The sequence below is a fragment of the Pseudomonas sp. NIBRBAC000502773 genome (assembly GCF_006517195.1).
In the GTDB taxonomy this organism is placed as follows: Bacteria; Pseudomonadota; Gammaproteobacteria; order Pseudomonadales; family Pseudomonadaceae; genus Aquipseudomonas; species Aquipseudomonas marginalis.
In genome coordinates this window covers 6,273,889-6,299,701 of the sequence record NZ_CP041189.1, presented here as the reverse complement: position 1 = coordinate 6,299,701, position 25,813 = coordinate 6,273,889, and the positions used below count along the sequence as shown (strand labels likewise).

Below are 25,813 nucleotides of genomic sequence, written 5' to 3'. Positions count from 1 at the left end.
TGTGGCACCCTGCCAGCAGCGTGGACAACTGAATCCAGCAAGGTAGAGCCTTTAACTCGCCTCAGGCCGCAAAATCAGCACCCCCAACGGTGGCAGGTTCAACGACAGCGACACCGGTTGCCCATGGCGTGGCTCATCCTCGGTGAACACGCCACCACCATTGCCATAATTGGAACCCGCATAGGTGTCGGCGTCGCTGTTGATTACCTCGCTCCAACGCCCACCGAACGGTACGCCCACCTTGTAGGCCTCACGGGGCACCGGGGTGAAATTGGCCACCACCAGCACCGGCTTGCCGTCCTTGCTCCAGCGCAGCCAGGCGTAGACGCTGTTGATCGCGTCGTCGCCGATCAGCCACTGGAAACCCTGGGGCGCATCATCCTGCTCGTGCAGGGCCGGCTCTTCGCGATACAGGCGGTTCAAGTCACCCACCAGCTTTTGCACGCCTTTGTGCTCGGCGTACTGCAGCAAGTACCAGTCCAGTTGCTGGTCGTGGTTCCACTCGCGCCACTGGCCGAATTCGCAGCCCATGAACAGCAGCTTCTTGCCCGGATGCATCCACATGAACGTCAGGTAGGCACGCAGGTTGGCAAACTTCTGCCAGCGGTCGCCGGGCATCTTGTCGATCAGCGAATGCTTGCCGTGCACCACTTCATCGTGGGAAATCGGCAGGATGAAACGCTCGGACCACGCATACACCAGGCCGAAGCTCAGCTCGTTATGGTGGTGGGCGCGGTAGACCGGGTCTTGCTGGATGTAATGCAAAGAATCGTGCATCCAGCCCATGTTCCACTTGTAGTTGAAGCCCAGGCCGCCCTGTTGGGTGGGCTGGCTGACGCCGGGCCAGGCGGTGGACTCTTCGGCGATCACCAGCGCGCCGGGCGCCTCCAGTGCTACCACGTCGTTCAAGTGGCGCAGGAAGTCGATGGCTTCCAGGTTCTCGCGCCCGCCATGGCGGTTGGGCACCCATTCGCCGGCCTTGCGCGAATAGTCGCGGTACAGCATCGACGCCACCGCATCCACGCGCAGCCCGTCAATGTGGAAGTGTTTGAGCCAATGCAGCGCCGAGGCCAGCATGAAGCCGTGGACCTCAGTGCGGCCCAGGTTGTAGATCAGCGTGTCCCAGTCCTGGTGGAAGCCTTCCAGCGGGTTGGCGTATTCGTACAACGCAGTGCCATCGAATTGCGCCAGGCCGTGGGTGTCGGTGGGGAAATGAGCCGGCACCCAGTCGAGGATCACGCCGATATCGGCCTGATGGAGTGCGTTGACGAAATAGGCGAAATCTTCCGGCGAACCAAAACGCGCCGTCGGTGCGAACTGCGACAGCGCCTGGTAACCCCACGAACCGCCGAACGGGTGTTCCATGATCGGCATCAATTCGACGTGGGTGAAGCCCAGTTGCTGCACATACGGCACCAACCGCTCCGCCAGCTCGCGCCAGGTGTACTGGCGCGCCACTTCGCCGGCCTCGTCCAGCTCGCACTGCCAGGAGCCCACGTGCAGCTCGTAGATCGACAGCGGCGCCGTGGCCTTCTGGCGCTCGACCCGCGCTTGCATCCACTCATGGTCCTGCCAGTCCACCTGCAACGGCGCGGCGACTTTCGAGGCGGTATCGGGTGGCAACTGGGTCGCCAGCGCCATCGGGTCGGCCTTGAGCGGCAGAATCCCGTGGGCGCCGAGGATTTCGTACTTGTAGGCGGCGCCAGGTTGCAGGCGTGGAATGAAGATTTCCCACACGCCCGACGGATGCCGCAGGCGCATCGGGTGGCGGCGGCCGTCCCAGATATTGAAGTCCCCCACCACCGAGACCCGCCGCGCATTCGGCGCCCACACGGCAAAACGCACGCCGTCTACGCCATCGACGCTGGTCACCTGGGCCCCCAGGCAACTGCTGAGGTCACGGTGGTTACCTTCGGCGAACAGGTACAGGTCCATCTCCCCCAGCAACAGTTGCTGGAAGCTGTAAGGGTCTTCGGTGATCTGCTCGCCACCGGCCCACTGGATTTTCAGCAAGTACGCCTGGCGGGTGTTGAACTGCCCGACGAACAGCCCCGGCACCTGGGTCGCATCCAGGCTGCCGATCTGTTCACCGCCATCGCGGCTCAGCACCTGGACACTCAAGGCTTCCGGCAGGAACGCGCGGATAAATTGGCCGCCCTGCTCGTCATCGTGTGGCCCGAGAATGGAAAACGGGTCGTGGTGCTCGGCGCGCACCAGCGCTTCGACGTCCTTGGACGCCGGCATGGCTGTCAACTTCGGTTGCAGCGGTTCTTTATTCGTAAAGCTCATGACGTCTCCCCACCGCGTGCAGTGTTCGATTTAGATGTAATCCCGCTCAACAACCCGTGCAAGCCCTGCAAGGGCACCGGCAACCAGGTCGGGCGGTTTTCCGCTTCGTACGCTACCTCATACGCGGCCTTCTCCAGGCTGAACAACGTCAGCGCGGCGTCCTGGCCCTTGGCATCCTGCCAGTCATGCGCCAGTGTAGACGCAGCGGCTTGATAAGCCTGGATAAATGCCTGGCGGGCCTCTTTCAGGTAGCGATCGGTCACGCGTCTGCGCGCCTGGTCCGCTGCGGGCGAGTGATCCACCCCTTGTACGTTCAAGGCCATGGCCGCCGCATAGTCAAAGGAGCGCAACACGCCGCTCACATCTTTATACGGGCTGTGCTTGCCGCGCCGTTCATGCAACGGCCGCGCGGGTTCGCCTTCGAAGTCGATCAGGTAGGCATCGCCCTTCACCACCAGCACCTGGCCCAGGTGCAAGTCACCATGGACCCGAATGCGCAGCCCGCCCAAGGTGGCTTTCGCCAGCGCCTGGACATGCGCGCCGATGGCTTTTTTCTGCGCCAGCAATTCACTGACCAGCGCCTGATCGGCAGGGTTCAATTGGCTTTGATGCAGCTTGAGCAATTGCAATGCACGGTCGATCTGCGCGCCAACGTCCTTGGCCCAGGCTTGGGTATCCTTAGTGCTAGTCGGTTCGGGCTTGAAGTCCTTATTGGTCGTTTTGGCGCCCAGTACCCCGTGCATTTCACCCAGGCGCTGGCCGAGCAGCCCGGCGAAGTCCGCCAGCTCGCCCAATGCGTTGTAATGCTGTTCCTGCTCGGAGATGGCCTCGGCCAGTTCATCGCGAATCGCACGTTCCAGGTTGTTCTGGGTCCAGCTCCAGGCGTCACCCTGGTTGCTCAAGTAGCCCTGGGCGATCATCAGCAGGTTGTCCTCGCCGGCGCCATCATGGCGAATCACCGAACCCATCAGCGGCGAGATATTCGGGTAGCCCGCCTGCGTCAGGTAGGCGCTCATTTCCAGCTCCGGGTGCACCCCGGCGCTGACTTTGCGGATCAGCTTGAGCACCAGGCTCTCGCCCACCACCACCGAGCTGTTGGACTGCTCGGCAGACAAGTAACGCACCGGCGACTCGTCCGTCAGTTGCAGCGTGTCCAAGTGTGGCGTGGCTTCAAAACGCAGGTCGCCGTCGCTGCCGTTCAACACGGTACCGGCCTGCAGGCCTTGGATCACCGCGCGGATAAAGTGCTCCAGACTGAAGGCATCCGTCACCAATCCCACCTGGCGCACCCGTCGGACGCGGGCCAGGGCTAACTGCTGCGGCAAGGCGCTGGTGAACTGATCTTCGCCAAGAAAACCGAACGGCAGCTGATAACGGCTGACCTGGCCACCAGCGGTCACCTCAAGCTCGCTGAGCAAGACCGGATGCTGCGGGTCCCCAAAGCGCACACCGTAGGCGATGCGCACGCTGTCGATGGCGGTGTCCTTGCCGGCAAACCAACGGCGCTTGGGCAGCCAGGCGGGCAGCGAGGTCTGTTCGAGGGTGGTGCGGCACGGTTCGTCGAGCAGCTCTTCCATGCGTTTTTTCAGCACCAGGGTGGTGAAGTCCGGCATGCTTTGCACCGGCTCCACGTGCCAGCTGGGCATCTGGTTTTCCGCCGCCAGCACGAACCAATAGAAGCCATACGGCGCCAGGGTCAGCAGGAAATTCAATTGGCCGATGGGCGGGAACGCATTGCCGCCGAGCATCTCCACCGGGACCATGCCGGCAAAGGCCGACAGGTCCAGCTCGGCCGCCTGGGCGCTGCGCGAGACGTTGGCCACGCACAGGATGATTTCGGTGCGCCCGTCTTCGCCGGTGAATTCGCGGGTATACGCCAGGATGCGGCGATTGCTTGGGGAGAGCATTTTCAGGCTGCCGCGCCCAAACGCCTTGGACTGCTTGCGCACCGCCAGCATGCGGCGGGTCCAGTTCAACAGCGAGTGCGGGTCCTGGGCCTGGGTTTCGACGTTGACCGACAGGTAGCCGTATTGCGGATCCATGATCGGTGGCAGCACCAGGCTGGCCGGGTCGGCGCGGGAGAAACCGCCGTTGCGGTCGATGGACCATTGCATCGGCGTGCGCACGCCATCGCGGTCGCCGAGGTAGATATTGTCGCCCATGCCGATTTCGTCGCCGTAATACAGGGTCGGCGTGCCGGGCATCGACAGCAGCAGGCTGTTGAGCAACTCGACCCGGCGGCGATCACGCTCCATCAAGGGCGCCAGGCGCCGGCGAATGCCCAGGTTGATGCGTGCGCGGCGGTCAGCGGCGTAGTAGTTCCACAGGTAGTCGCGCTCTTTATCGGTGACCATTTCCAGGGTCAGCTCATCGTGGTTGCGCAGGAAGATCGCCCATTGGCAATTGGCGGGGATCTCCGGCGTCTGGCGCAGGATATCGGTGATCGGGAAGCGATCCTCCTGGGCCAGCGCCATGTACATGCGCGGCATCAGCGGGAAGTGAAACGCCATGTGGCATTCGTCGCCGTCATCGCCCTTGCGGTCGCCGAAATACAGTTGCGTGTCTTCCGGCCATTGGTTGGCCTCGGCGAGCAGCATGCGGTCGGGGTAATGGGCGTCGATCTCGGCGCGGATCTGCTTAAGGACGTCGTGGGTTTCCGGCAGGTTTTCGTTGTTGGTGCCATCGCGCTCGATCAGGTAAGGGATGGCGTCCAGGCGCAGGCCGTCGATGCCCATGTCCAGCCAGTAGCGCATCACCGACAGCACGGCTTTCATCACCTGCGGGTTGTCGAAATTGAGGTCCGGCTGGTGGGAATAAAAACGGTGCCAGAAGTACTGGCCGGCGACCGGGTCCCAGGTCCAGTTGGACTTTTCGGTGTCGAGGAAAATGATGCGAGTGCCGTCGTATTTCTGGTCGTCATCGGACCACACGTAGAAGTCCCGCGCCGCCGAACCCGGCTTGGCCTTGCGTGCCCTCTGGAACCACGGGTGCTGGTCGGAGGTGTGGTTGATCACCAGCTCAGTGATGACCCGCAACCCGCGCTTGTGGGCCTCGGCGATAAAGCGCCGGGCATCGGCCATGGTTCCGTAGTCGCTGTGCACGCCCCGGTATTCGGCAATGTCATAGCCGTCATCGCGGCGTGGCGAAGGGTAGAACGGCAGCAGCCAGATGGTGTTGACGCCCAGGTCGGCGATGTAGTCGAGCTTGGCGATCAGGCCGGGAAAGTCACCGATGCCGTCGTTGTTGGAGTCGAAATAGGATTTGACGTGAACCTGGTAGATCACCGCGTCCTTGTACCAGAGCGGGTCTTTGATGAAGGTGGCAGCCTTGGGTTTCTTCGCCATTGGAAACTCCTGAAATACTCGAAAAATCGTGCAGACTGAACCGGGTCAATGTGGGAGGGGGCTTGCCCCCGATAGCGGTCTTTCAGGTGGGTATTCAGTGGCTGACACACCGCTATCGGGGGCTTGCCCCCTCCCACATGTTGATCTTCACCAGGCTCAGGAGGTTCTGATGCGCCAGATCCCGAACGGCATCTGCGGCTCCAGCCGCGTCCACTGGGTCTTGCCATACCAGGTCCAGCGGTGGCCGTTCATCAGGTCTTCACCCTGGGTGTGCGCATCGTCCGGCAGGCCCAATTCCCACAACGGCAACTCGAAGTGGGCCTCCTGGGCATTGAACGGGTCGAGGTTGACGGCTACGAGGATGAAGTTGCTGCCGTCCTCGCTGCGCTTGCCGAAGTACAGGATATTGTCGTTCCAGGCGTTGTAGAGCTTCAGCCCCAGGTGGGTCTGCAAGGCCGGGTTTTGGCGGCGGATGCGGTTGAGCTGGGCGATCTCGGCGATGATATTGCCGGGTGCGGTAAAGTCCCGAGGGCGAATCTCGTATTTCTCCGAGTCCAGGTATTCCTCTTTGCCCGGCACCGGTGCCGCCTCACACAGCTCAAACCCCGAATACATGCCCCACAGGCCCGAACCCATGGTGGCCAGCGCGGCGCGGATCAAGAAACCTGGGCGCCCGGACTCATGCAGGAAGCCTGGGTTGATATCCGGCGTGTTGACGAAGAAGTTCGGCCGGTAGCATTCGCGCCACGGCGACTCGTTCAATTGCGCCAGGTATTCGGCCAGTTCGGCCTTGGTATTACGCCAGGTGAAGTAGGTGTAGCTCTGGGAGTAACCGACCTTGCCCAGGCGCGCCATCATCGCCGGGGTGGTGAACGCCTCGGCGAGGAAGATCACCTCGGGATACTTTGCCCGTACATCGGCGATCAGCCACTGCCAAAAGGGCAGCGGCTTGGTGTGGGGATTGTCGACGCGAAAGGTCTTCACGCCCTCTTCCACCCAGCCCACCACGATGTCACGCAGCTCGGTCCACAGGCCAGGGATCGCATCCGCGGCATAGAAGTCGACGTTGACGATGTCCTGGTACTTCTTCGGCGGGTTCTCGGCATATTTGATCGTGCCGTCCGGGCGCCAGTTGAACCAGCCCGGGTGCTCTTTGAGCCACGGGTGGTCCTGGGAGCACTGGATGGCGAAATCCAGGGCGATCTCCAGGCCATGCTCGGCGGCGGCCTTGACCAGGCGCCGGAAGTCATCACGGCTGCCCAACTGCGGGTGGATGGCCTCGTGGCCGCCCTCCTCGCTGCCGATGGCATAGGGGCTGCCCGGATCATCGGGGCCTGCGGTCAGGGAATTGTTCTTGCCTTTGCGGTGGCTGCGCCCGATCGGGTGGATCGGCGGGAAGTACAGCACGTCGAAGCCCATGTCATGGATCATCGACAGGCGCGAGTGCACGTCGTTGAACGTACCGTGGCGGGCCGGATCATCGGTGATCGAACGGGGAAACAGCTCGTACCAACTGGCAAACTGCGCCGCCTCGCGCTCCACATCAATCGGGTAGACGGTGCTGATGCTCAAGTAGGCGCGGTGGTCGGCCTGGGTCATCAGGTGTGCACTGTCTTCGTGCAAAAACAGCGCGACCTGCTCGGTTTCCAGCAAACCGGAGAGTTCGTGGTGCAACAGCATCAGGCGGTCGCGCAGTTCGTTGTCGCTGCGTTCGGCGGCCTGCAGCACCAGGCTGCGGCCTTCCTGCAATTCCAGGCTGACCGGCACCCCGGCTTCATGTTTTTTGCGCAGTTCATAGCAGAAGCTGGCGAAGGTATCGATCCAGGCTTCGATGCAGTATTCGTGAGGGCCCTGGACGGTAACGGTAAACGCACCTTCCCAGCCATTGTTGCCCACGTCGTTCATGACCACGCTGTGCCAGCTTTCTTCATGCAGCGGGCGCCAGCGGATCAGTACGGCCAGCTTGTCGTGGCCATCGGCGAATACCTTGCTGGTGACGTTGACCCGTTGGCCTACCACAGCCTTGACGGCAAATTCGCCGCCGTCGATCACGGGTGAAGTGCTTTCGATCGCGATCCTGGGCAGCAACAGCGCCTGGGACAGCGGCAATATGGAGTCTTCTGGAGCCAGTGTTTCAGCAGTCATCGAGCATCTTCCCCTTACGCCCTGTGGACGCTCTTTGCTTGATCCGAATTCCGATACGGCCGCGCTCTCCCTGAGCAGGGCCGCTATAGGTCCGAGCTTGGGCCGAGGTTAAAAGTTCAGCTGGATGTACCGCCATTGGGCGGGGAATCAATTGGCCCCGGCGGATGTCCACCGCTAGAGCAAAGCACAAAGGAGGCCACACCGATGAATATCCCGATCCCGGCAGAAACCCCGGACCCGAATATCGACAACCCGACCTTGCCCCCCACGGAGCCCGAGCCGATTCCCGAGAAGGAACCGCCGGAAAATGAACCGCCACCGGTAGAGGAACCGCCGACGACCATGCCGCCGGTGATCGTCAGTCCCTCTCAAATCGCTTGACGATTTTTGGCATCACGCTGAACACCGCCAAGGCCAACAAGGTACTCAGTACCGCTGTCGATTCCCGACCCAATCCGGCCGAGACCCCAATCGCAGCGGTCATCCACAAACCGGCAGCCGTCGTCAGGCCCTTCACATGCCCCTCGTCATCATCCTTGCCCTTGATGATGGTGCCGGCGCCCAGGAACCCAATCCCGGCAATCACGCCCTGCACCACGCGGCTCATGGCATCCGCCTGATTACCCGACATCTGCGGCACCATGACAAACAACGCTGCGCCCAAGGCCACCAGCATGTGGGTGCGCACGCCGGCGGCCTTGCCCTTGCTCTCGCGTTCGAACCCGAGAATGCCGCCCAGGATCGCGGCGATCACCAGGCGCACGGTGATCTGGGTGAGCTGCCGGGCGTCGCCGATATCGGCAAATTCGGCCTGCAGGGTTTGCCACACTTCGTGCCACCAGGCGTCCATGGATGCTGTCCTTTATTTATGAATAAAGGATGGACAGCGGCGACCGCCAGTCAGTTGCCTTGAACGCGCCTGCATCGCCGAACCCTAACCTTACACAGCCCATGAAAAGGAGATCGACATGACAATACGTATCGAAAACCACTTGTGCTACTTCATGCTCGATGAGAACGGCCAGGAACAGAGTGTGCCGGCAACCCGGGTCAATATCGTTACCGACACCGACAAATCCATGTCGTACGTGGAACTGGCGGCCGAGCGGATCTATATCACCGAAGCCGAGGCCGACGCCCTGACGGTGGCAGGTGCCCATGATGGGCGCCAGCATGTAAAGGCTGAAGAACCTGGTTCGCTGATTTAATTGATCTGTATCAGCACGCGCCAGAGCTGGCTGCACCTCAAGCGCCATGGGGTGCAGCACATTGACGCAGGCCCCTGGCCAAAGCCCATCTGATCCGCTTTTTATCGCCATACCTGAGTCTGTTACGCAAACAGACCGGCGCGCATAGTTCATCGGCCTGATGGAGGCTGATGAGCGAACGACCATGAGCGAACGAATCCCAACCGTGGAAACCTTTGAGCCGATCCCCCCAAAGAAGGTGAAGGCCAAATCCAGCGACAACCTGATCCATACCCGCAGTTTCACCGGCCTGTTCCGCACCTTGCGCGTGGCTGGCGCGGGCTTTCTGTTCCTGGCGTTCTTCGGCACGGTGTGGCTGAACTGGGGTGGGCGGCAAGCCGTGCTGTGGGACTTGGCCGAAAGCAAATTCCATATTTTCGGCGCCACCTTCTGGCCCCAGGATTTCATCCTGTTATCGGCGTTGCTGATCATCTGTGCCTTCGGCCTGTTTGCGATTACGGTGTTCGCCGGCCGCGTGTGGTGTGGCTACACCTGCCCGCAAAGCTCGTTTACCTGGCTGTTCATGTGGTGCGAAAAGGTCACCGAGGGCGAGCGCAACCAACGCATCAAGCTGCAAGCGGCGCCCTGGAGCCTGAACAAACTCGCGCGGCGCTCGGCCAAACACACGTTGTGGCTGGTCATCAGCGTGCTCACCGGGCTGACCTTTGTCGGCTACTTCACCCCGATCCGCCCCCTGGCCGCCGAACTGCTGACCTGGCAGATGGGAGGCGTGAGTCTGTTCTGGGTGCTGTTTTTTACCGCCGCCACCTACATCAACGCCGGCTGGCTGCGTGAAGCGGTGTGCATGCACATGTGTCCGTATGCGCGGTTCCAGAGCGTGATGTTCGATAAAGACACCCTGACCATTTCCTACGATAGCGCCCGTGGCGAGCATCGCGGCCCGCGCAAACGCGAGGTCAAGCCGGCCGATGTCGGCCTGGGCGACTGTATTGACTGCCAGCTGTGCGTACAGGTCTGCCCCACCGGCATCGACATCCGCGACGGCCTGCAAATGGAGTGCATCGGCTGCGCGGCGTGCATCGACGCCTGCGATTCGATCATGGACAAGATGGGCTATGCGCGGGGCTTGGTGAGCTACACCTCCGAGCATCAATTGCAAGGCGGCAAGACCCACCTGCTCAGGCCGCGCCTGATCGGCTACAGTGCGGTGCTGCTGGTGATGATTGCGGCGTTGGTGGTGGCATTGGTGGAGCGGCCAATGGTGTCGCTGGACGTGACCAAGGATCGTGGCATGTTCCGCGAGAACGCCCAGGGCCAGATCGAAAACATCTACAGCCTCAAGGTCATCAACAAGACACAGCAGCGCCAGGAATACCGGGTGGAGCTGCTGGATGCAGAGGGTTTCCAACTGCAAGGCAAGACCGAGATCAGCCTGGCACCTGGGGAAATCGTCGATGTGCCGGTGTCGGTAGCGTTGCTGGCCGACAGGCCGGCGAGCAGTTCGCAGACAGTGCGCTTCAAGGTTTCGGATGTGGACGAGCCGTGGATCTACAGCGCCGCCGACAGCCGCTTTGTGGCACCACTGAACCGCTGAGACCTCGCTGTCGGAAATGATGCCGATCAAATGTGAGAGGGGCTGCACTCATATTACCTATTTGTTTAAGGCCAACATGAAACGCTACGAAAAATTCGCCGACGACATCGCAGAACTGATCCGCTCCGGCGTGCTCGGCCCCGGCCAGCGTGTGCCGTCGGTGCGCTATGCCAGCCAGACCTATGGCGTCAGCCCGTCCACGGTGTTCCAGGCCTACTACCTGTTGGAGCGTCGCGGGTTGATCCGGGCACGGCCGCGCTCCGGCTACTTCGTCAACACCCATGCACCCAGCCCGTTCTCCGAACCGGTGGTGAGCGAGCAGGTGCATGAGTCCACCGAAGTCGATGTCAGCGAACTGGTGTTCTCGGTACTCGATTCGATCAAAGACCCCAACACCGTGCCCTTCGGCTCGGCCTTCCCCAGCCCGATGCTGTTCCCGCTGCCGCGCCTGGCCCGCTCCCTGGCCAGCGCCAGCCGCGAGATGGACCCGCGCCTGGTGGTCACCGATATGTCGCCGGGCAACCCGCAACTGCGTCGGCAGATTGCCCTGCGCTATATGGTCGGCGGCCTGATGCTGCCCATGGAGGAACTGCTGATCACCAACGGCGCCCTGGAAGCGTTGAACCTGTGCCTGCAAGCGGTCACCGAACCGGGCGACCTGGTGGCCATCGAGGCCCCGGCGTTCTACGCCTGCCTGCAAGTGCTGGAGCGCCTGAAGCTCAAGGCGGTGGAAATCCCCGTGCACCCGCGCGACGGCATTGACCTCAACGCCCTGGCGCAAACCCTGGAGCGCTACCCGATCAAGGCCTGCTGGACCATGACCAGTTTCCAGAACCCCATGGGCGCCACATTGCCGGAAGCAAAGAAGCAGGCGCTGGTCGAGTTATTGCGCAGCCACCAGGTGCCGTTGATCGAAGACGATGTGTACGCCGAGCTCTACTACGGGCAGCAGGCCCCTAAACCGGCCAAGGCCTTCGACACCGAAGGCCTGGTGATGCACTGCGGCTCCTTCGCCAAGAGCCTGGCGCCGGGCTATCGCGTCGGCTGGGTGGCGGCCGGGCGCTACGCGCAGAAGGTCGAGCGCTTGAAGCTGATGACCTCGCTGTGCCCCTCGATGCCGGCGCAAGCGGCGATTGCCGACTACCTGCAACACGGCGGCTATGACCGCCACTTACGTAAACTGCGCTATGCCCTGGAAGAACAGCAAAGCGCCATGCTGGCGGCAATCGCCCGCTACTTCCCGGCGCAGACACGGGTGAGCCAGCCGGCCGGCGGGTATTTCCTGTGGCTGGAATTGCCGGAGCAGACCGATTCGTTGAAGTTGTTCCAGATGGCCCTGGCGCAAGGCATCAGCATTGCGCCGGGGCCGATCTTTTCTGCGACCCAGCGCTTTCGCAACTGTATTCGCCTGAACTACGGCAGCCCGTGGACCGAGGCCTCGGAGAAGGCGATGGAGACGTTGGGGCGGATTGTGCGGTCGTTTTGAGGGATGGCGTTGCGCTTTCTGACGCCATCGGGGGCAAGCCCCCTCCCACATTTTGGGCTGTGAATCCTCTCAAGTGTGGGAGGGGGCTTGCCCCCGATGGCGCCGGTGCAGGCACTGCATGAGCTAGCGACCGCCACCCAAATCCAGAAAAGTCCCCGTGGCATACGAAGCCTTGTCCGACAGCAACCAGATAATCGCTTCCGCCACTTCATCGGGCCGCCCGCCACGGGCCATGGGAATACCGGACTCGAGCTTGCTGACCCGGTCCGGGTCGCCGCTCAGGGCGTGGAAGTCGGTGAAGATGTAGCCGGGGCGCACCGCGTTGACGCGGATGCCCTCGCCCGCCACTTCTTTCGACAGGCCAAGGGTGAAGGTGTCGAGTGCGCCCTTGGATGCGGCGTAGTCGACGTATTCACCCGGCGAACCCAGGCGTGCGGCCACCGACGACACATTGACGATACTGCCGCCCTGCCCGCCATGCTTGGGCGACATCCGCAGCAGCGCGTGCTTGGCGCACAGGATCGGACCGAGCACATTGGTCTTGAGAATGTTCAGGATGCGGAACTCGGACATCTCATCCACCCGCGACTTGTGCCCCGCGGTGCCGGCATTGTTCACCAACGCGGTGACCCGGCCCAGTTCGGCGTCCACACGATGAAACAGCGCAATTACTTCATCTTCGATACTGACATCCGCGCGCACCGCAATCGCCTGGGCACCGAGGCCGCGAACCTGCTCGAGGACGCTGTGGGCGGCTTTTTCATCGGAGTGATAGTTGATGCAGAGGCGATAGCCCTCGCGGGCAGCCAGCAATGCCGTCTCGGCGCCGATACCACGGCTGCCCCCGGTGATGATGAGGACTTTGTCCATGCGTGCGGTCTCCTGATCCAACCTGGTGTTTAGGGTTGGATCCGATACTAACCGTCACGCACGGCTTTTGTCAGGCGCCGCTGCGTCTTCACCGCGCTGGATATGGTCCATGAAACCGTCCGCCGGCAACGGGTGGCCGAGCAGGTAGCCTTGCAGGGAGTTACACCCCAACCGTGTGAGAAAACTCTGCTGCACATCGGTTTCCACACCTTCAGCGACGATTCGCAGCCCCAGCGCCTGGCCCAAGGCAACAATGGCAGACACGATGGCGGCGTCGTCGCTGTCATGCTCCAGGTCACGCACAAAACCACGGTCGATCTTCAACTCGTTGGCCGGCAGGCGCTTGAGGTACATCAGGCTGGAGTAGCCGGTACCGAAATCGTCGATGGACAGGTCCACGCCCATGTCCGACAGCTGCTGCAACACCGTCATGCTCGCATCGGCATCGCTCATCGCGGTGGTCTCGGTGATTTCCAGGGTCAGGCTGTTGGCCGGCAACCGGTGCCGCGCCAGGGCGCCGGCCACGCTGTTGACCAGCCCGGCGTGGCAAAACTGCAACGCCGACAAGTTCACCGCGATGCGCCAGTGCTCATAACCCTGGGCGTACCACAGGCTCATTTGGCGACAGGCTTCATTGAGCACCCATTCGCCGATGGGAATGATCAGGCCGGTTTTTTCCGCCAGTTCGATAAAGGTCGCCGGCAACAACAAGCCTTGTTGCGGATGCTCCCAGCGCACCAGCGCTTCGGCGCCCACCGGGATCCCACTGATCGCATCAAACTTGGGCTGGTAATACAGCCGGAACTGCTCGTGCTCAAGGGCATTGCGCAGGTCTTGCAGCAGCTGCAATTGCTTGCGCGCATTGGTGTTCATCGACACATCAAAAAAGCTGTAGCCGTTCTTGCCCATGCCCTTGGCATGGTACATGGCGGCGTCGGCGTTCATCAGCAGTTCCTGGGGGGTATTGCCATTGCCCGGAAACATGGCGATGCCGACGCTGGCGGAAATCTTCAGCTCATGCTCGGCCACCTGGAACGCGCGGTTGATCAGCACCACCTGGCGTTCGGCAAGGCCGAGGGCATCGTCGGGCTGGGTCAACTGCACCAGCAATACAAACTCATCGCCGCCGATGCGCGCCAGGGTGTCGTGACTGCGCAGGTCTTCGCGCAGGCGCAGGCCGACTTCGCGCAACAACTGGTCGCCCATGTGATGGCCAAAGGCATCGTTGACCGGCTTGAAGCCATCCAGGTCGATGAACATCAGGGCGAAGCAACCGCCCTGCTCCTTTACCGCCTCGATGGCCTGTTGAATACGATCGGCCAGCAAGGTGCGATTGGGCAGGCCGGTGAGCATATCGTGCAGGGCCAGGTGGGTCAGTTCCTGGTTGGCTTGGGTCAGTGAGTCGGCAAGCACCGCAGTGCGGGCTTCCAGGCGCGCGTCGAGCAACGACGTCAGCAACGCGATGGCCAGTACCGCCAGGGTCGTCACCAACACCAGGTTATCCAGGCCCTTGCCGCTCAAGCCGTCCAGCACGGCGGCGCAGTAACTCTCGTCGGCAAAGCGTGCGGCCGCCATGCCGGTGTAATGCATGCCGACGATTGCAAAGCCCATCACCACCGCCGCACCACCACGGGCCAGGCGTACGTAGGGCGTGTTGCGGCGCAGGTTGAAGGCAATCAACAGCGCGGCGCCGGACGCCACCACCGCGATCAGCAACGACAGGCCAAATAGCGTGGGGTCATAGTCGATGCCCGGCGTCATGCGCATCGCGGCCATGCCGGTGTAGTGCATGCTGGCAATACCGCTGCCCATGACCAGCGCGCCAAACGCCAGTTGCCAGGCAGGCAAACGCGCTTGGCTGACCAGCCATAATGCAAAGCCGCAGGACAATACCGCGATCAACAACGACAGCGCGGTGATACCGATATCAAAGCCCAAGGCAAACGGCAGGCGCAACGCCAGCATGCCGATAAAGTGCATGGACCAGACGCCTACCCCCATCGCCATGGCCCCGCCGGCTATCCATAAATACACAGCGCGCCCCTTGGCGGTCGCGATGCGGCCGGTGAGGTCCAGGGCGGTGTAGGAAGCGAGGATCGCGACAAACAGCGAGATCGCGACCAGCGAAGGGGAATAGCTACCGATAAGCATGGGACTTCTCGTGGGCAACGGACCCGAAACGCCCGTGCCAAGTGGCAAAGCGGGCGATTGTAGCGAGAATAATTCTTGGACAGTTGATTAATTATCAGAGGGCCATTAGTGGCAATTTGACGTCAATTCGCCGACTCAAAAGCATCAGATAACTGGCAGGCATGATCCTACAAAACATAGCGAACAGCCTGACATAAAAACCGGGAACTATTCCCCAGGCTCTTTCACCTCTATCGACTCACCGGTGAAAGGATGCCAAGCGATTTCCTGCGTAGCGGTATGCCGGATGCACACTCCACCACCCGTCAACGACTCATGAGTCTGTTGGACCTGCCCGAACTCTATCGAACCATCGACGCCGACCCCGGCATCGTTGGTGCTGGAGTGGTGCATATCGGAAGCGACTATCAGGTAACAGTGTTACGCGAGTTTGTGCCGCTGTGCAGTATCAAGCCCAAACGGGTGATTTTGCGCGAGGCGGCCGGGCCTATTAAGACTGCCGACGAATATGCAGAACTGGCGGCAAGTTCCCCGCGTGAATCACAGCTATGGAAGGAGGCATCGGGGATGGCGATTTCCTGCGGCGGAGCTGTGATTAGCTACATCGTGGCGAAAACGGGTATTGCGGCAGCGCCATTTACCCTAGGTGCGAGCCTAGTATTGACCTACATCGCTTTTGTCGGGACAGCGGCCAGTGGGGCACAGTGGTTGAACAGTTTATGGAGGACCCGAAACGAGTTAATCAATCCCGCCCAGAATGATCACTACGACACGTTAAGGTGGTATCAGGCAACGACGCTTGCCTTAGACGGCATCTCACTTGTGGGAGCAGGCTCCAGCAGCTTCGCAGTGGTCAAATCAGTGTTGGCCATACGGCGTTCGACGGGGCGCCACATGACGGACATCCTGCGGGCCATGAGCCGTCAGGAACGGGCAGCGTTAACGGACGAAATCCTGCGGCTTAAAAATCCCCGCCACCCATTCGAAATCGTCCGGCTGAAACAGCTGGCCGGGGAGTTACCCAAACGGTATAGCAATCCACAATTACGCCAGGACATCCTCACTCAAATCAAAGATCAAATCGGAGCGACCCTATCGGTTACTGGCAGCGCGCTGTCAGGGAATATCAGCCACATGATTATTGCCCTGTATGAGGAGTTCGACAGCCATGACTGATGACACCGACCCTCTGCGCGAGTACCGGATATGGCGCCGTTACGCCTATCGATTCTTGCCGTCGTTCGGCGGTGCTCTTTTGCTTAGTCTCAACAATATCGCCGCCAACATGTCACTTAGCCTGGCGTACTACGCAGAAAGCCATCACTTGCCCAATGAATATGCGTTTGCGACCGGCATGACGCTTTGCCTAGTTTTTAACGCTGGGCAAATAATGCTATGCCAAGGGTTTCGTTATGCGCCCCGAGTACTCATGCTCGTGGCAATCGTGAATATTCTATTGGCGACCGGTTATCTCGCCAGTCACCCACCTACGCTGCTCAACCTATCCACGCTCATCTCGGCCTTGATCTATGTCCTGGTCCTCAACTCAAAAAACCACCGCCGCTACACCGGCCTGTTGCGGGTCAAGCGTCGGCGCAAGCTCAAGGTCCGCAGCCAGGTCAAGGCCCCCACTTGAAGCGTAATCAATCCTTCTCGGCAATCGGCGTCTGCCCATCCCAGCCACCGCCCAGCGCGGCGATCAGTTGCACGCTGGCCACCAGGCGGCTCTGCAACAGGGTCAACACGGTGCGCTCGTTACTCAGCGCCGTGGCCTGGACCGTCACCACATCCAAATAGGCAATCAGCCCGGCCTTGTACTGGTTCTGGGTCAAGCGCAGCGATTCTCGGGCGGCCTCGAGGGCTTCGTTGCTGACCACCGCCTCGTCTTCCAGCACCTTGAGCTGGACCATGTAGTTTTCCACTTCACGGAAGCCGTCGAGCACGGTCTGGCGGTACTTGGCCACGGTTTCGTCGTAGGACGCCACGGTGCGATCGACTTCCGCCGAGCGTTGGCCGCCGTCGAACAGGGTCATGGCCAGTTTCGGCCCTACCGACCAGAAGCGGTTCGGCAGGCTGATCCAGTCGGCATAGGTGCTGCTGGAATAGCCACCGGCCAGGCTCAGCGTCAGGTCCGGGTAATAGGCGGCCTTGGCTACGCCGATATTGGCGTTGGCGGCGATCACCGAGCGTTCGGCCGAGGCGATGTCCGGGCGCCGTTCAAGCAATTGCGACGGCAGGCTGACCGGAATCTGCGGCAGGGCCGGGATGTCCTTGCTCACCGCCAGGTTGAAGTTGGCCGGTGCCTCGCCGATCAACACGGCGATGGCGTTTTCCAGTTGAGCGCGTTGCCAGATCAGGTCGATCAGGCTGGCCTGGGTGGTCTTGAGCTGGGTTTGCGCCTGGGCCACCGCGTCCTTGCCGGATACACCGGCGCGGTACTGGTTTTCGGTCATTTGCAGGGAGCGCTGGTAGGTGTCCAGCGTGGCTTGCAGCAGGCGGGTCTGCTCGTCCATGACCCGCAGTTGCAGGTAGCTTTGCACCAGTTCCGACTGTTGGCTCAGGCGCATCGCGGCCAAATCCGCCGAGCTGGCTTCGGCACTGGCCTCGTTGGCCTCCAGGCCACGGCGCAACTTGCCCCAGATATCGGCTTCCCAGCTCACGCCGAGCTGCGCATTGAGGGTGTCACGGATCCCGCTGCTGGAACTGCTGAGGCTGGCGCTGCTGCTGCCGGTGCCCTGGCTGGCGCGGGTTTTGCCGGCGCTCAGGTCGACGGTGGGGTAAAACGCCCCGCGTGAGCTGCGCACCAGGGCCTGGGCCTGGCGAAAACGCGCTTCGGCCTGGGCCACGGTCTGGTTGGAATTATTCAGGCGCAGCACCAGGTCGTTGAGTTGGCGATCGCCGTACAGCTCCCACCAGGCGCCACGGGCCAGGGAATCACTCGGCGCGGCCTGGCGCCAGCCCTGGGCCTCCTTGAACTGCGCGGATTCAGTGACTTCCGGGCGATGGTAATCGGGGCCGACGGCGCAAGCGCTGAGCAGTGCGCCGCAAAGCACCAGGCTCGCAACACGGGAACCCCGGGTCATGGCCAATTTGGCAAAGGTTGAATCGGTCATAGCGCAGTGTCCAGGGCAGCATCGGTACGCACGCCGCGCCAGGCATTGAAGCGGTGGCGCGCGCGGTCGAGATAGAGGTAAACCACCGGGGTGGTGTAGAGGGTCAGGACCTGGCTGAAAATCAGGCCGCCAATGATGGTCAGGCCCAGGGGATGGCGCATTTCCGCGCCATCGCCGGTGCCCAGCAGCAGCGGCAAGGCGCCGAGGATGGCCGCCAGGGTGGTCATCAGGATCGGCCGCAGACGCAACAGGCAGGCGCTGCGAATCGATTCCAGCGGGCCCAGGCCGTCGTTGCGCTCCAGCTGCAACGCCAGGTCGATCATCAGGATCGCGTTCTTCTTCACCACCCCGATCAACAGGAACAGGCCGAGCAGGGAAATCAGGCTGAACTCCCCTCCCGTGAGGTAGATGGCAAGCATCGCGCCGACGCCGGCCGACGGCAGGGTCGAGAGGATCGTCAGCGGATGAATATAGCTCTCATACAGAATGCCCAGCACCAGGTACACCGCCACCAGCGCGCCGAGGATCATGAACGGCTGGCCCTTCTGCGTGGCCGCAAAGGCATCGGCGGTGCCGGCCATCTTGGCGATCACATCTTCCGGCAGGCCGACCTTGGCAATCGCCCGCTCGATGGCCGCCGTGCCCTGCTCCACCGTGACCCCGGGGGCCATGTCGAAGGCGATGTTCTCCGAGGCGAACTGGCCTTCATGGCTGACGCGGTCGTCCGCCAGGCTGTTCTCGTAATGGGCAATGGTCGACAACGGCACCCGCGCGCCGCTGGAGGTGATCACCTGCATCTGGTTGAGGGTGATCGGGTCCTGGGCATATTTGGGGTTGACCTCCATCACCACCTGGTACTGGTTGAGGCTGTCGTAGATGGTGGAAATCTGCCGCTGGCTGTAGGCGTTGTTGAGCACCGCGGTGACCATGTCCATGTCGATGCCCAGGCGCTTGGCCTGGTCACGGTCGACAATCAGCGTGACCTGGGCCGCGCCCCGGCCTTCGCGGGCGTCGATGGCGGTCAGCTCCGGCAGCTCACGCAGCGCCGCGACCACTTTCGGGTACCACAGGCGCAGCGCGGCCAGGTCGCCGCTTTGCAGGATGTAGGAATACTGCGCGCTGGTCTGGTCACGGCTGCCGCCGAACTGCAGGTCCTGGTCGGCCATCAGGAACAGACGCCCGCCCGGCACCAGCGGCACATCCTTGCGCAGGCGCTCGATCACCGCCTGGGCGGACACCTTGCGTTCGCTTATGGGCTTGAGGCGAACCAGCATCACCGCGTTGTTGGTACCGTTGTTGCCGCCGATAAAGCCGGCCACGCTGAGCACCGCCGGGTCGTTGAGCACCGCCTTGCGGAAGATCTCCATCTTCGGCTGCATGACACTGAACGACAGGCCGTCATCCCCGCGCACAAAGCCGATCAATTGGCCGGTGTCCTGTTGCGGCATAAAGGTCTTCGGGACCACCACGTAGAGCGCCACGTTCACGCCAATAGTCAGCAGCAGGCTGAGCAGGGTCAGGCGGCGATGGCGCAGCACCCAGTCCAGGCTGGTGGCGTAGCCGGCCACCATGCGGTCGTTGATCTTCTGGCTCCAGCGCTGCAGGCCGGTCATCTGCCCTTTCACGTGGGGCTTGAGCCAACGGGCGCAGAGCATCGGCGTCAACGTCAGCGACACGATCAGCGACACGATGATCGCCGCCGACAAGGTGATGGAAAACTCGCGGAACAGGTTGGTGACGATCCCGCCCATGAACAGGATCGAGAGGAACACCGCCACCAGCGATACGTTCATCGACAGCAAGGTAAAACCGACTTCCTCGGCGCCCAGGTAAGCGGCCTTCATCGGCGGCACGCCCGCGTCGATATGCCGGGAAATGTTCTCCAGCACCACAATGGCATCGTCCACCACCAGGCCGGTGGCCAGGATCAGCGCCATCAGCGAGAAGTTGTTCAGTGAGAACCCGTACAGGTACATGATCGCGAACGTGCCCACCAGCGACACCGGCACCGCCAGGGTTGGAATCAGCGAGGCGCGGAAGTTGCCGAGGAACAGGTACACCACCAGGATCACCAGGCCCACCGCAATCAGCAGGGTCATCTCGGCTTCATGCAGGGTCGCGGTGATCACCGGCGAGCGGTCCATGGCCAGGCTGAGCTTGACGCTGGACGGCAGCACCGCCTGCAACGCCGGCAGTTGCGCCTTGATCTGCCTGACGGTCTCGATGATGTTGGCGCCGGACTGGCGGTTGATCACCAGCAGCACCGCCGAATCGTTGTTGAAGAAGCCACTGTTGTAGCGGTCTTCGACGCCGTCGCTGATCTTCGCCACATCCTTGAGGCGCAGTGCGGCGCCGTCCTGGTAGCGAATCAGCAGCGGCTCGTAGTCCTTGGCCTTTTCCAACTGGTCGTTGGCCTGGATCTGCCAGTTGCGCTCACTGTCTTCCAGGGAGCCCTTGGGCCGGCGCTGGTTGGCATTGGCGATGGTGTTGCGCACGTCGTCCAGGGCCACGCCGTACTGGTCGAGGGCCTTGGGTTCCAGCTCGATACGCACCGCCGGCAGGGAGCTGCCGCCGATCTGCACTTCGCCCACCCCGGCACCTGGGACAGGCTTTGGGAGAGGATGGTCGAGGCCAGGTCGTACAGCTGGCCCTTCTGCAACACGTCCGAGGTCAGCGACAGCACCATGATCGGCGCCTGGGACGGGTTGATCTTCTTGTAGGTGGGCATGCTGCGCATGCCGCTGGGCAGCAGGTTGCGCGAGGCATTGATAGCCGCCTGCACTTCCCGCGCGGCGCCGTTGATATCACGGTCGGAGTCGAACGCCAGGATCACCCGGGTGGAACCCTGGCTCGACGAACTGCTCATGGTGGTGATGCCGGCAATCGCGCCGAAGGAACGCTCCAGCGGCGTGGCCACCGTGGAGGCCATCACCTCGGGGCTGGCGCCGGGCAGGCTGGCCGAGACCACGATCACCGGGAAATCGATCTGGGGCAGCGGCGACACCGGCAGCAGGTTGAAGCTGACCCCGCCCAGCAACATGATCGCCAGGCTCAGCAGCAGGGTCGCTACCGGCCGGCGAATGAAAGGTCCGGACAGGTTCATGACTCAACCGGCTCCAGGCTTTGCGGCTCTTTGCGCCAGCGGCGGCCGAGGCGATCGAAATACAGGTAGATCACCGGCGTGGTGAACAGCGTCAACACCTGGCTCACCAGCAGGCCGCCGACCATCACCAGGCCCAGGGGCTGGCGAAGTTCGGCACCGGAGCCGGTGGCCAGCATCAATGGCACTGCACCGAACAGGGCGGCCAGGGTGGTCATCAGGATCGGCCTGAAGCGCAGCAGCGCCGCCTGGTAGATCGCGGTCTGCGGGTCCAGGCCCTGGTTGCGTTCGGCATCGAGGGCGAAGTCGATCATCATGATCGCGTTCTTCTTGACGATACCGATCAGCAGGATGATGCCGATTATCGCGATCATGCCCAGGTCATTGCCACTGAGCAGCAAGGCCAGCAAGGCCCCCACCGCGGCCGAGGGCAAGGTCGAGAGAATGGTGATCGGGTGGATATAGCTCTCGTAGAGCACACCCAGCACGATGTACATGGTGACCACCGCCGCAAGGATCAGCAGCAAGGTGCTCGACAGCGACGCTTCGAACGCCTGGGCCGCGCCCTGGAACTGGGTCTGCACGCCCACCGGCATGCCGATGTCCTTCTGCGCCTGGTTGATCAGCTCCACACCTTTGCCCAGGGCAACGCCGGGGGCCAGGTTGAACGACATCATCACCGCCGGGAACTGGCCGATATGCGCAATCGCCAACTGCGCCTGGCGCTGTTCCACATGGGCCAGGCTGGACAGGCGCACCTGGCCGCCGTCGGTGGTCTTCACATGGATCTGGTTCAGCGCCGCCGGGCCCAGGGTTTCCCCCGACTGGGCCTGCAAGACCACGCGGTACTGGCTGGCCTGGGTGTAGATGGTGGAAATCTGCCGCTGGCCGAACGCGTCATACAGGGCATCGGTGATGGTCGACACACTGACGCCCAGGCGCGAGGCCGCATCGCGGTCGATCACCAGGTACACCTGCAGGCCCTTGTCCTGCAGGTCGCTGGCGACGTCGGTGAGTTCCGGCATCTGGCTCAGTGCGTGCACCAGCTTGCCGCTCCACAGGGCCAGCAGGTCGGCGTCCGGCGAGGACATGCTGAACTGGTACTGGGTGCGGCTGACACGGTCTTCGATGGTCAGGTCCTGCACCGGCTGCATGAACAGGCGGATGCCCACCAGCTTGTCGATCTGCGGTTGCAGGCGCGTGATCACCTGGGCCGCGCTCAAGTCGCGCTGGCCGTGGGGCTTGAGGTTGATCAGCAAGCGGCCGCTGTTGAGGGTGGCGTTATCGCCATCCACGCCGATATAGGACGACAGGCTTTCCACCGCCGGGTCGGTGAGGATGATCTGCGCCAGTTCCTGCTGGCGCTGGCTCATGGCGGCGAATGAAATCGACTGCGGCGCTTCGGAAATACCCTGGATCACCCCGGTGTCCTGCACCGGGAAAAAGCCCTTGGGCACCACCAGGTACAGCACCACCGTAAGGCCCAGGGTCGCAATGGCCACCAACAGGGTCAGCGGCTGGTGCCTGAGCACCCATTGCAACTTGCGCCCGTAGGCTTCGATCAGCCAATCGATCCAGGCGCCGCTGGCCTTGTAGAACCGGCTCTGTTCTTCTTCCTTGGGCTCGCGCTTGAGCAAACGCGCGCACATCATCGGCGTGAGCGTCAGGGACACCACCAGGGAAATCAGGATCGCCACCGCCAGGGTGATGGCAAATTCGCGGAACAGCCGTCCCACCACGTCAGCCATGAACAGCAGCGGGATCAATACGGCGATCAGTGACAGGGTCAGGGAAATCAGGGTGAAGCCGATCTGCCTGGCGCCCTTGAGCGCAGCGGCCAGCGGCGTCTCGCCTTCCTCGATGTAGCGGGAAATGTTCTCCAGCATCACGATGGCATCGTCCACCACGAAACCGGTGGCAATGGTCAGGGCCATCAGCGTCAGGTTATTGATGGAGAACCCGGCCAGGTACATCACCCCGAAGGTGCCCACCAGCGACAGCGGCACGGCAATCGACGGAATGATCGTGGCGCTGACCCGCCGCAGGAACAGGAACGTCACCATCACCACCAGGGCGATGGCGATCAGCAATTCGTGCTGCACATCGGTGACCGAGGCGCGGATGGTCTGGGTGCGATCGGTCAGCACCGTCACGTCGAGGCCGGCCGGCAGGTTGTCGGTGATGCTCGGCAGCAGCGCCTTGATGCGGTCGACCACCTCGATCACGTTGGCGCCCGGCTGGCGCTGGATATTGAGGAGTACGGCCTGGTTTTCATTGGCCCAGGCGGCAAGGCGTTCGTTTTCGGCGCCGTCGACGATCTGCGCCACATCCTTGAGGCGCAGAGGCGCGCCATTGTTGTAGGCCAGGATCAGCTCGGCGTATTGCTGGGGCGACACCAACTGGTCGTTGGCATCGAGCATCGACACCCGCGTGGGGCCGTCGAAGTTGCCCTTGGGCTGGTTGACGTTGGACGCGGCGATCAGGGTGCGCACATCGGAGAGGTTCAAGCCGTTGGCCGCCAGGGCTTCGGGGTTGACCTTGATACGCACGGCCTGGCGCTGGCCACCGGCGATGCTGACCATGCCGACGCCGCTGATCTGCGCGATCTTCTGCGCCATGCGCGTGTCGACCAGGTCATTGAGCTTGGGCAGCAGCATGGTCTTGGAGGTAATGGCCAGGGTCAGCACCGGGGTATCCGCTGGGTTGACCTTGTTGTACACCGGCGGCGCCGGCAAATCCTTGGGCAGCAGGTTGGTGGCGGCGTTGATCGCGGCCTGCACCTGTTGCTCGGCGACATCCATATTGATGTCGAGGTTGAAACGCAGGGTCAGCACCGAGGCGCCGCCGGAACTGGTGGACGCCATCTGGGTCAGGCCGGGCATCTGCCCGAACTGGCGCTCAAGGGGCGCGGTGACCGCGCTGGTCATCACATCGGGGCTGGCGCCGGGGTACAGGGTCATCACCCGGATCGTCGGGTAATCCACCTGGGGCAGCGCCGAGACCGGCAACAAGCGGTAGGAAATAATGCCGGCCAAAACAATCGCCAGCATGCTCAGCGTGGTGGCGACCGGGCGAAGAATAAACAGCCGCGACAGGTTCATGAACCGACCTTTTGCGCCTTGCCGGCGGTGGTGCCGGTCTCCCCTTTAGCCGCAGGCTTGCCTTGCAGGTGTTCGGTGGGCGTCGTCGGCACTTCGCTGCTGTCGTTGACCACTTCGATCTCGCTGCCGTCCTTGAGGCGGTCGGTGCCTTCCAGCACCACGCGGTCGCCGGCGACCAGGCCTTCCTTGATCACGGTGTTGTCGCCATCGGTGTCACCCACCACCAGCGGCTGGACCTTGACCTTCTTGTCGCCATCGAGCTTGTAGACAAAGGTGCCGGTGTTGCCGAACTGAATCGCGGCGGATGGCGCCAGCACCACGTTGTGCAAGGTATCGGCGAGCAGATGCACATTGACGAACTGGTTGGGGAACAGCGCCTGGTCCTTGTTATCGAAACGCGCCTTGAATTTCAGGGTGCCGGTGGTGACGTCGATCTGGTTGTCCAGGCTTTGCAGCACACCGGTGGCCTGCCGCTTGACGTCGCCACGGTCCCAGGCTTCCACGGGCAGCTTGTTACCGGCGTGATAACGGGCGAGCACGGTTTCCAGGGTGTTTTCCGGCAGGGTGAAGGCTACGCTGATCGGTTGGGTCTGGGTGATCACCGCGAGGAAGGTGGTGTCATTGGCGGCCACCAGGTTGCCCACGTCGACCTGGCGCAGGCCTACACGGCCACTGATCGGTGCGCGGATCTTGGTGAATTCGAGGTTGAGCTTGGCGTCGTCTACCGCGCCCTGGTTGGTCTTGACCGTGCCCTGGTATTGCAGGACCAGCGCTTCGGCGGTGTCCAGGGTCTGCTTGGCGATACTGTCCTGGGCGTACAGGTCGCGATAACGCTGCACGTCGACCTGGGCGTTTTTCAACTGGGCCTGGTTCTGCATCAGCGTGCCCTGGGCCTGGAGCAAGGCATTCTGGTAGCTGCGCGGGTCGATCTCGGCCAGCAGGTCGCCGGCCTTGACCATCTGCCCTTCTTCAAAGGCGATCTTGACCAGCTCGCCCCCCACCCGGCTGCGCACATTGATGGTATTGAGCGCGGTGACCGTGCCCAAGGCCTTGTAGTACACCGGGAACTCCCCCAGCACCGCCGGCGCTACACGCACCGGTACCGGGCCGGTGGACCCGCCGAACCCCGGGCGCGCCATGCCGGTTTTACCGGTATGCCCGGCCGGTGCGTCTTTGTGGGCGGCGCCGCCTGGCCAGAATTTCCAGCACAGGCCGGCGATAACCAGCAGCACGAGCAGGCCGAACAGCCAGCGGCGGGAGTTGCGGGGGGAGGATTGCATGGAGTGATCAACCATTGGGCGCGAGAGCTTCTTCTTCGGGAGGCTGAAAGATAAGCACTGGAGCGCGTTAAGAAAAGCGCCTTTACCGGCTATTTACCTTGGGCTTACAACTTTTAACTTCTGCGGCTTAGT

The 25,813-nt window shown here is 62.3% G+C and carries 15 protein-coding genes and 1 pseudogene; 6 read left to right on the top strand and 10 right to left on the bottom strand.

What is annotated here, in order from left to right:
• Window positions 1-51: 51 nt before the first annotated feature.
• The 3 genes from glgB to NIBR502773_RS28795 form a co-directional block, all read right to left on the bottom strand.
• Window positions 52-2,289 (bottom strand): 1,4-alpha-glucan branching protein GlgB, encoded by a 2,238-nt coding sequence (glgB, locus tag NIBR502773_RS28805; RefSeq protein ID WP_141157577.1) that lies wholly within the window; start codon window positions 2,287-2,289, stop codon window positions 52-54.
• Window positions 2,286-5,633 (bottom strand): maltose alpha-D-glucosyltransferase, encoded by a 3,348-nt coding sequence (gene treS, locus NIBR502773_RS28800; RefSeq protein WP_141157576.1) that lies wholly within the window; start codon window positions 5,631-5,633, stop codon window positions 2,286-2,288. Before treS ends, glgB begins: the two co-directional genes overlap by 4 nt.
• A gap of 156 nt (window positions 5,634-5,789) precedes the next feature.
• Window positions 5,790-7,778, bottom strand: a complete 1,989-nt coding sequence (locus NIBR502773_RS28795; RefSeq protein ID WP_141157575.1) for an alpha-1,4-glucan--maltose-1-phosphate maltosyltransferase — start codon at window positions 7,776-7,778, stop codon at window positions 5,790-5,792.
• 204 nt (window positions 7,779-7,982) lie between these two features.
• On the opposite strand from NIBR502773_RS28795, the gene NIBR502773_RS30690 reads away from it, so the two are divergent.
• Window positions 7,983-8,159 (top strand): hypothetical protein, encoded by a 177-nt coding sequence (locus NIBR502773_RS30690; protein WP_168209022.1) that lies wholly within the window; start codon window positions 7,983-7,985, stop codon window positions 8,157-8,159.
• Here NIBR502773_RS30690 and NIBR502773_RS28790 read toward each other — a convergent pair.
• Window positions 8,137-8,628: an MgtC/SapB family protein gene (locus tag NIBR502773_RS28790; protein ID WP_115486185.1), complete on the bottom strand. Its 492-nt coding sequence runs from the start codon at window positions 8,626-8,628 to the stop codon at window positions 8,137-8,139. The two genes, NIBR502773_RS30690 and NIBR502773_RS28790, sit on opposite strands and share 23 nt — an antisense overlap.
• A gap of 118 nt (window positions 8,629-8,746) precedes the next feature.
• Here NIBR502773_RS28790 and NIBR502773_RS28785 point away from each other — a divergent pair, with 118 nt between their 5' ends.
• The 3 genes from NIBR502773_RS28785 to mapR all read left to right on the top strand — a co-directional run bounded on the left by NIBR502773_RS28785 (window position 8,747) and on the right by mapR (window position 12,066).
• A complete protein-coding gene (locus NIBR502773_RS28785) occupies window positions 8,747-8,986 on the top strand; it encodes a DUF3203 family protein (RefSeq protein ID WP_115486186.1) in 240 nt (79 codons plus the stop codon).
• Between the two features lie 184 nt (window positions 8,987-9,170).
• Window positions 9,171-10,580: a cytochrome c oxidase accessory protein CcoG gene (gene ccoG / locus NIBR502773_RS28780; protein WP_141157574.1), complete on the top strand. Its 1,410-nt coding sequence runs from the start codon at window positions 9,171-9,173 to the stop codon at window positions 10,578-10,580.
• A gap of 76 nt (window positions 10,581-10,656) precedes the next feature.
• Window positions 10,657-12,066, top strand: coding sequence for a GntR family transcriptional regulator MpaR (gene mapR / locus NIBR502773_RS28775; RefSeq protein WP_065941278.1), 1,410 nt, complete (start codon window positions 10,657-10,659; stop codon window positions 12,064-12,066).
• A 123-nt stretch (window positions 12,067-12,189) separates the two neighbouring features.
• On the opposite strand, the gene NIBR502773_RS28770 is transcribed toward mapR, so the two are convergent.
• Window positions 12,190-12,936 carry an SDR family oxidoreductase gene (locus tag NIBR502773_RS28770; protein ID WP_141157573.1) on the bottom strand — a complete coding sequence of 249 codons (747 nt, stop codon included), beginning with the start codon at window positions 12,934-12,936 and terminating at the stop codon, window positions 12,190-12,192.
• A gap of 54 nt (window positions 12,937-12,990) precedes the next feature.
• On the bottom strand, window positions 12,991-15,087 hold the full coding sequence (locus NIBR502773_RS28765; RefSeq protein WP_115486188.1) for a bifunctional diguanylate cyclase/phosphodiesterase: 2,097 nt from the start codon (window positions 15,085-15,087) through the stop codon (window positions 12,991-12,993).
• Between the two features lie 252 nt (window positions 15,088-15,339).
• Between NIBR502773_RS28765 and NIBR502773_RS28760 the strand changes: the two genes are divergently transcribed.
• Together NIBR502773_RS28760 and NIBR502773_RS28755 are read left to right on the top strand one after the other, a co-directional pair.
• Window positions 15,340-16,263 (top strand): NAD synthetase, encoded by a 924-nt coding sequence (locus NIBR502773_RS28760; RefSeq protein ID WP_141157572.1) that lies wholly within the window; start codon window positions 15,340-15,342, stop codon window positions 16,261-16,263.
• Window positions 16,256-16,723 carry a hypothetical protein gene (locus NIBR502773_RS28755; protein ID WP_115486190.1) on the top strand — a complete coding sequence of 156 codons (468 nt, stop codon included), beginning with the start codon at window positions 16,256-16,258 and terminating at the stop codon, window positions 16,721-16,723. Before NIBR502773_RS28760 ends, NIBR502773_RS28755 begins: the two co-directional genes overlap by 8 nt.
• Before the next feature lie 7 nt (window positions 16,724-16,730).
• Here the strand turns inward: NIBR502773_RS28755 and NIBR502773_RS28750 are convergent, their stop codons facing one another.
• The 4 genes and pseudogenes from NIBR502773_RS28750 to NIBR502773_RS28735 all read right to left on the bottom strand — a co-directional run bounded on the left by NIBR502773_RS28750 (window position 16,731) and on the right by NIBR502773_RS28735 (window position 25,696).
• The gene (locus tag NIBR502773_RS28750; RefSeq protein WP_141157571.1) at window positions 16,731-18,200 is read right to left on the bottom strand and encodes an efflux transporter outer membrane subunit; all 1,470 of its coding nucleotides are present in this window, start codon (window positions 18,198-18,200) and stop codon (window positions 16,731-16,733) included.
• A pseudogene (locus tag NIBR502773_RS28745) lies at window positions 18,197-21,303 on the bottom strand (efflux RND transporter permease subunit). Before NIBR502773_RS28745 ends, NIBR502773_RS28750 begins: the two are co-directional and overlap by 4 nt.
• Window positions 21,300-24,401: an MdtB/MuxB family multidrug efflux RND transporter permease subunit gene (locus NIBR502773_RS28740; RefSeq protein ID WP_065927846.1), complete on the bottom strand. Its 3,102-nt coding sequence runs from the start codon at window positions 24,399-24,401 to the stop codon at window positions 21,300-21,302. Before NIBR502773_RS28740 ends, NIBR502773_RS28745 begins: the two are co-directional and overlap by 4 nt.
• On the bottom strand, window positions 24,398-25,696 hold the full coding sequence (locus tag NIBR502773_RS28735; RefSeq protein ID WP_027606396.1) for an MdtA/MuxA family multidrug efflux RND transporter periplasmic adaptor subunit: 1,299 nt from the start codon (window positions 25,694-25,696) through the stop codon (window positions 24,398-24,400). The genes NIBR502773_RS28740 and NIBR502773_RS28735 overlap by 4 nt, the downstream gene beginning before the upstream one ends.
• Window positions 25,697-25,813: the final 117 nt, after the last annotated feature.

What these genes read in the sequence shown, in the direction of transcription:
- NIBR502773_RS28750 (WP_141157571.1), bottom strand. Translation starts at nt 18,200, where the DNA reads ATGACCGATTCAACCTTTGCCAAATTGGCCATGACCCGGGGTTCCCGT.
- mapR (WP_065941278.1), top strand. Translation starts at nt 10,657, where the DNA reads ATGAAACGCTACGAAAAATTCGCCGACGACATCGCAGAACTGATCCGC.
- NIBR502773_RS28790 (WP_115486185.1), bottom strand. Translation starts at nt 8,628, where the DNA reads ATGGACGCCTGGTGGCACGAAGTGTGGCAAACCCTGCAGGCCGAATTT.
- NIBR502773_RS28785 (WP_115486186.1), top strand. Translation starts at nt 8,747, where the DNA reads ATGACAATACGTATCGAAAACCACTTGTGCTACTTCATGCTCGATGAG.
- ccoG (WP_141157574.1), top strand. Translation starts at nt 9,171, where the DNA reads ATGAGCGAACGAATCCCAACCGTGGAAACCTTTGAGCCGATCCCCCCA.
- NIBR502773_RS28765 (WP_115486188.1), bottom strand. Translation starts at nt 15,087, where the DNA reads ATGCTTATCGGTAGCTATTCCCCTTCGCTGGTCGCGATCTCGCTGTTT.
- NIBR502773_RS28770 (WP_141157573.1), bottom strand. Translation starts at nt 12,936, where the DNA reads ATGGACAAAGTCCTCATCATCACCGGGGGCAGCCGTGGTATCGGCGCC.
- NIBR502773_RS28735 (WP_027606396.1), bottom strand. Translation starts at nt 25,696, where the DNA reads ATGGTTGATCACTCCATGCAATCCTCCCCCCGCAACTCCCGCCGCTGG.
- NIBR502773_RS28740 (WP_065927846.1), bottom strand. Translation starts at nt 24,401, where the DNA reads ATGAACCTGTCGCGGCTGTTTATTCTTCGCCCGGTCGCCACCACGCTG.
- NIBR502773_RS30690 (WP_168209022.1), top strand. Translation starts at nt 7,983, where the DNA reads ATGAATATCCCGATCCCGGCAGAAACCCCGGACCCGAATATCGACAAC.
- NIBR502773_RS28755 (WP_115486190.1), top strand. Translation starts at nt 16,256, where the DNA reads ATGACTGATGACACCGACCCTCTGCGCGAGTACCGGATATGGCGCCGT.
- glgB (WP_141157577.1), bottom strand. Translation starts at nt 2,289, where the DNA reads ATGAGCTTTACGAATAAAGAACCGCTGCAACCGAAGTTGACAGCCATG.
- NIBR502773_RS28795 (WP_141157575.1), bottom strand. Translation starts at nt 7,778, where the DNA reads ATGACTGCTGAAACACTGGCTCCAGAAGACTCCATATTGCCGCTGTCC.
- NIBR502773_RS28760 (WP_141157572.1), top strand. Translation starts at nt 15,340, where the DNA reads ATGCCAAGCGATTTCCTGCGTAGCGGTATGCCGGATGCACACTCCACC.
- treS (WP_141157576.1), bottom strand. Translation starts at nt 5,633, where the DNA reads ATGGCGAAGAAACCCAAGGCTGCCACCTTCATCAAAGACCCGCTCTGG.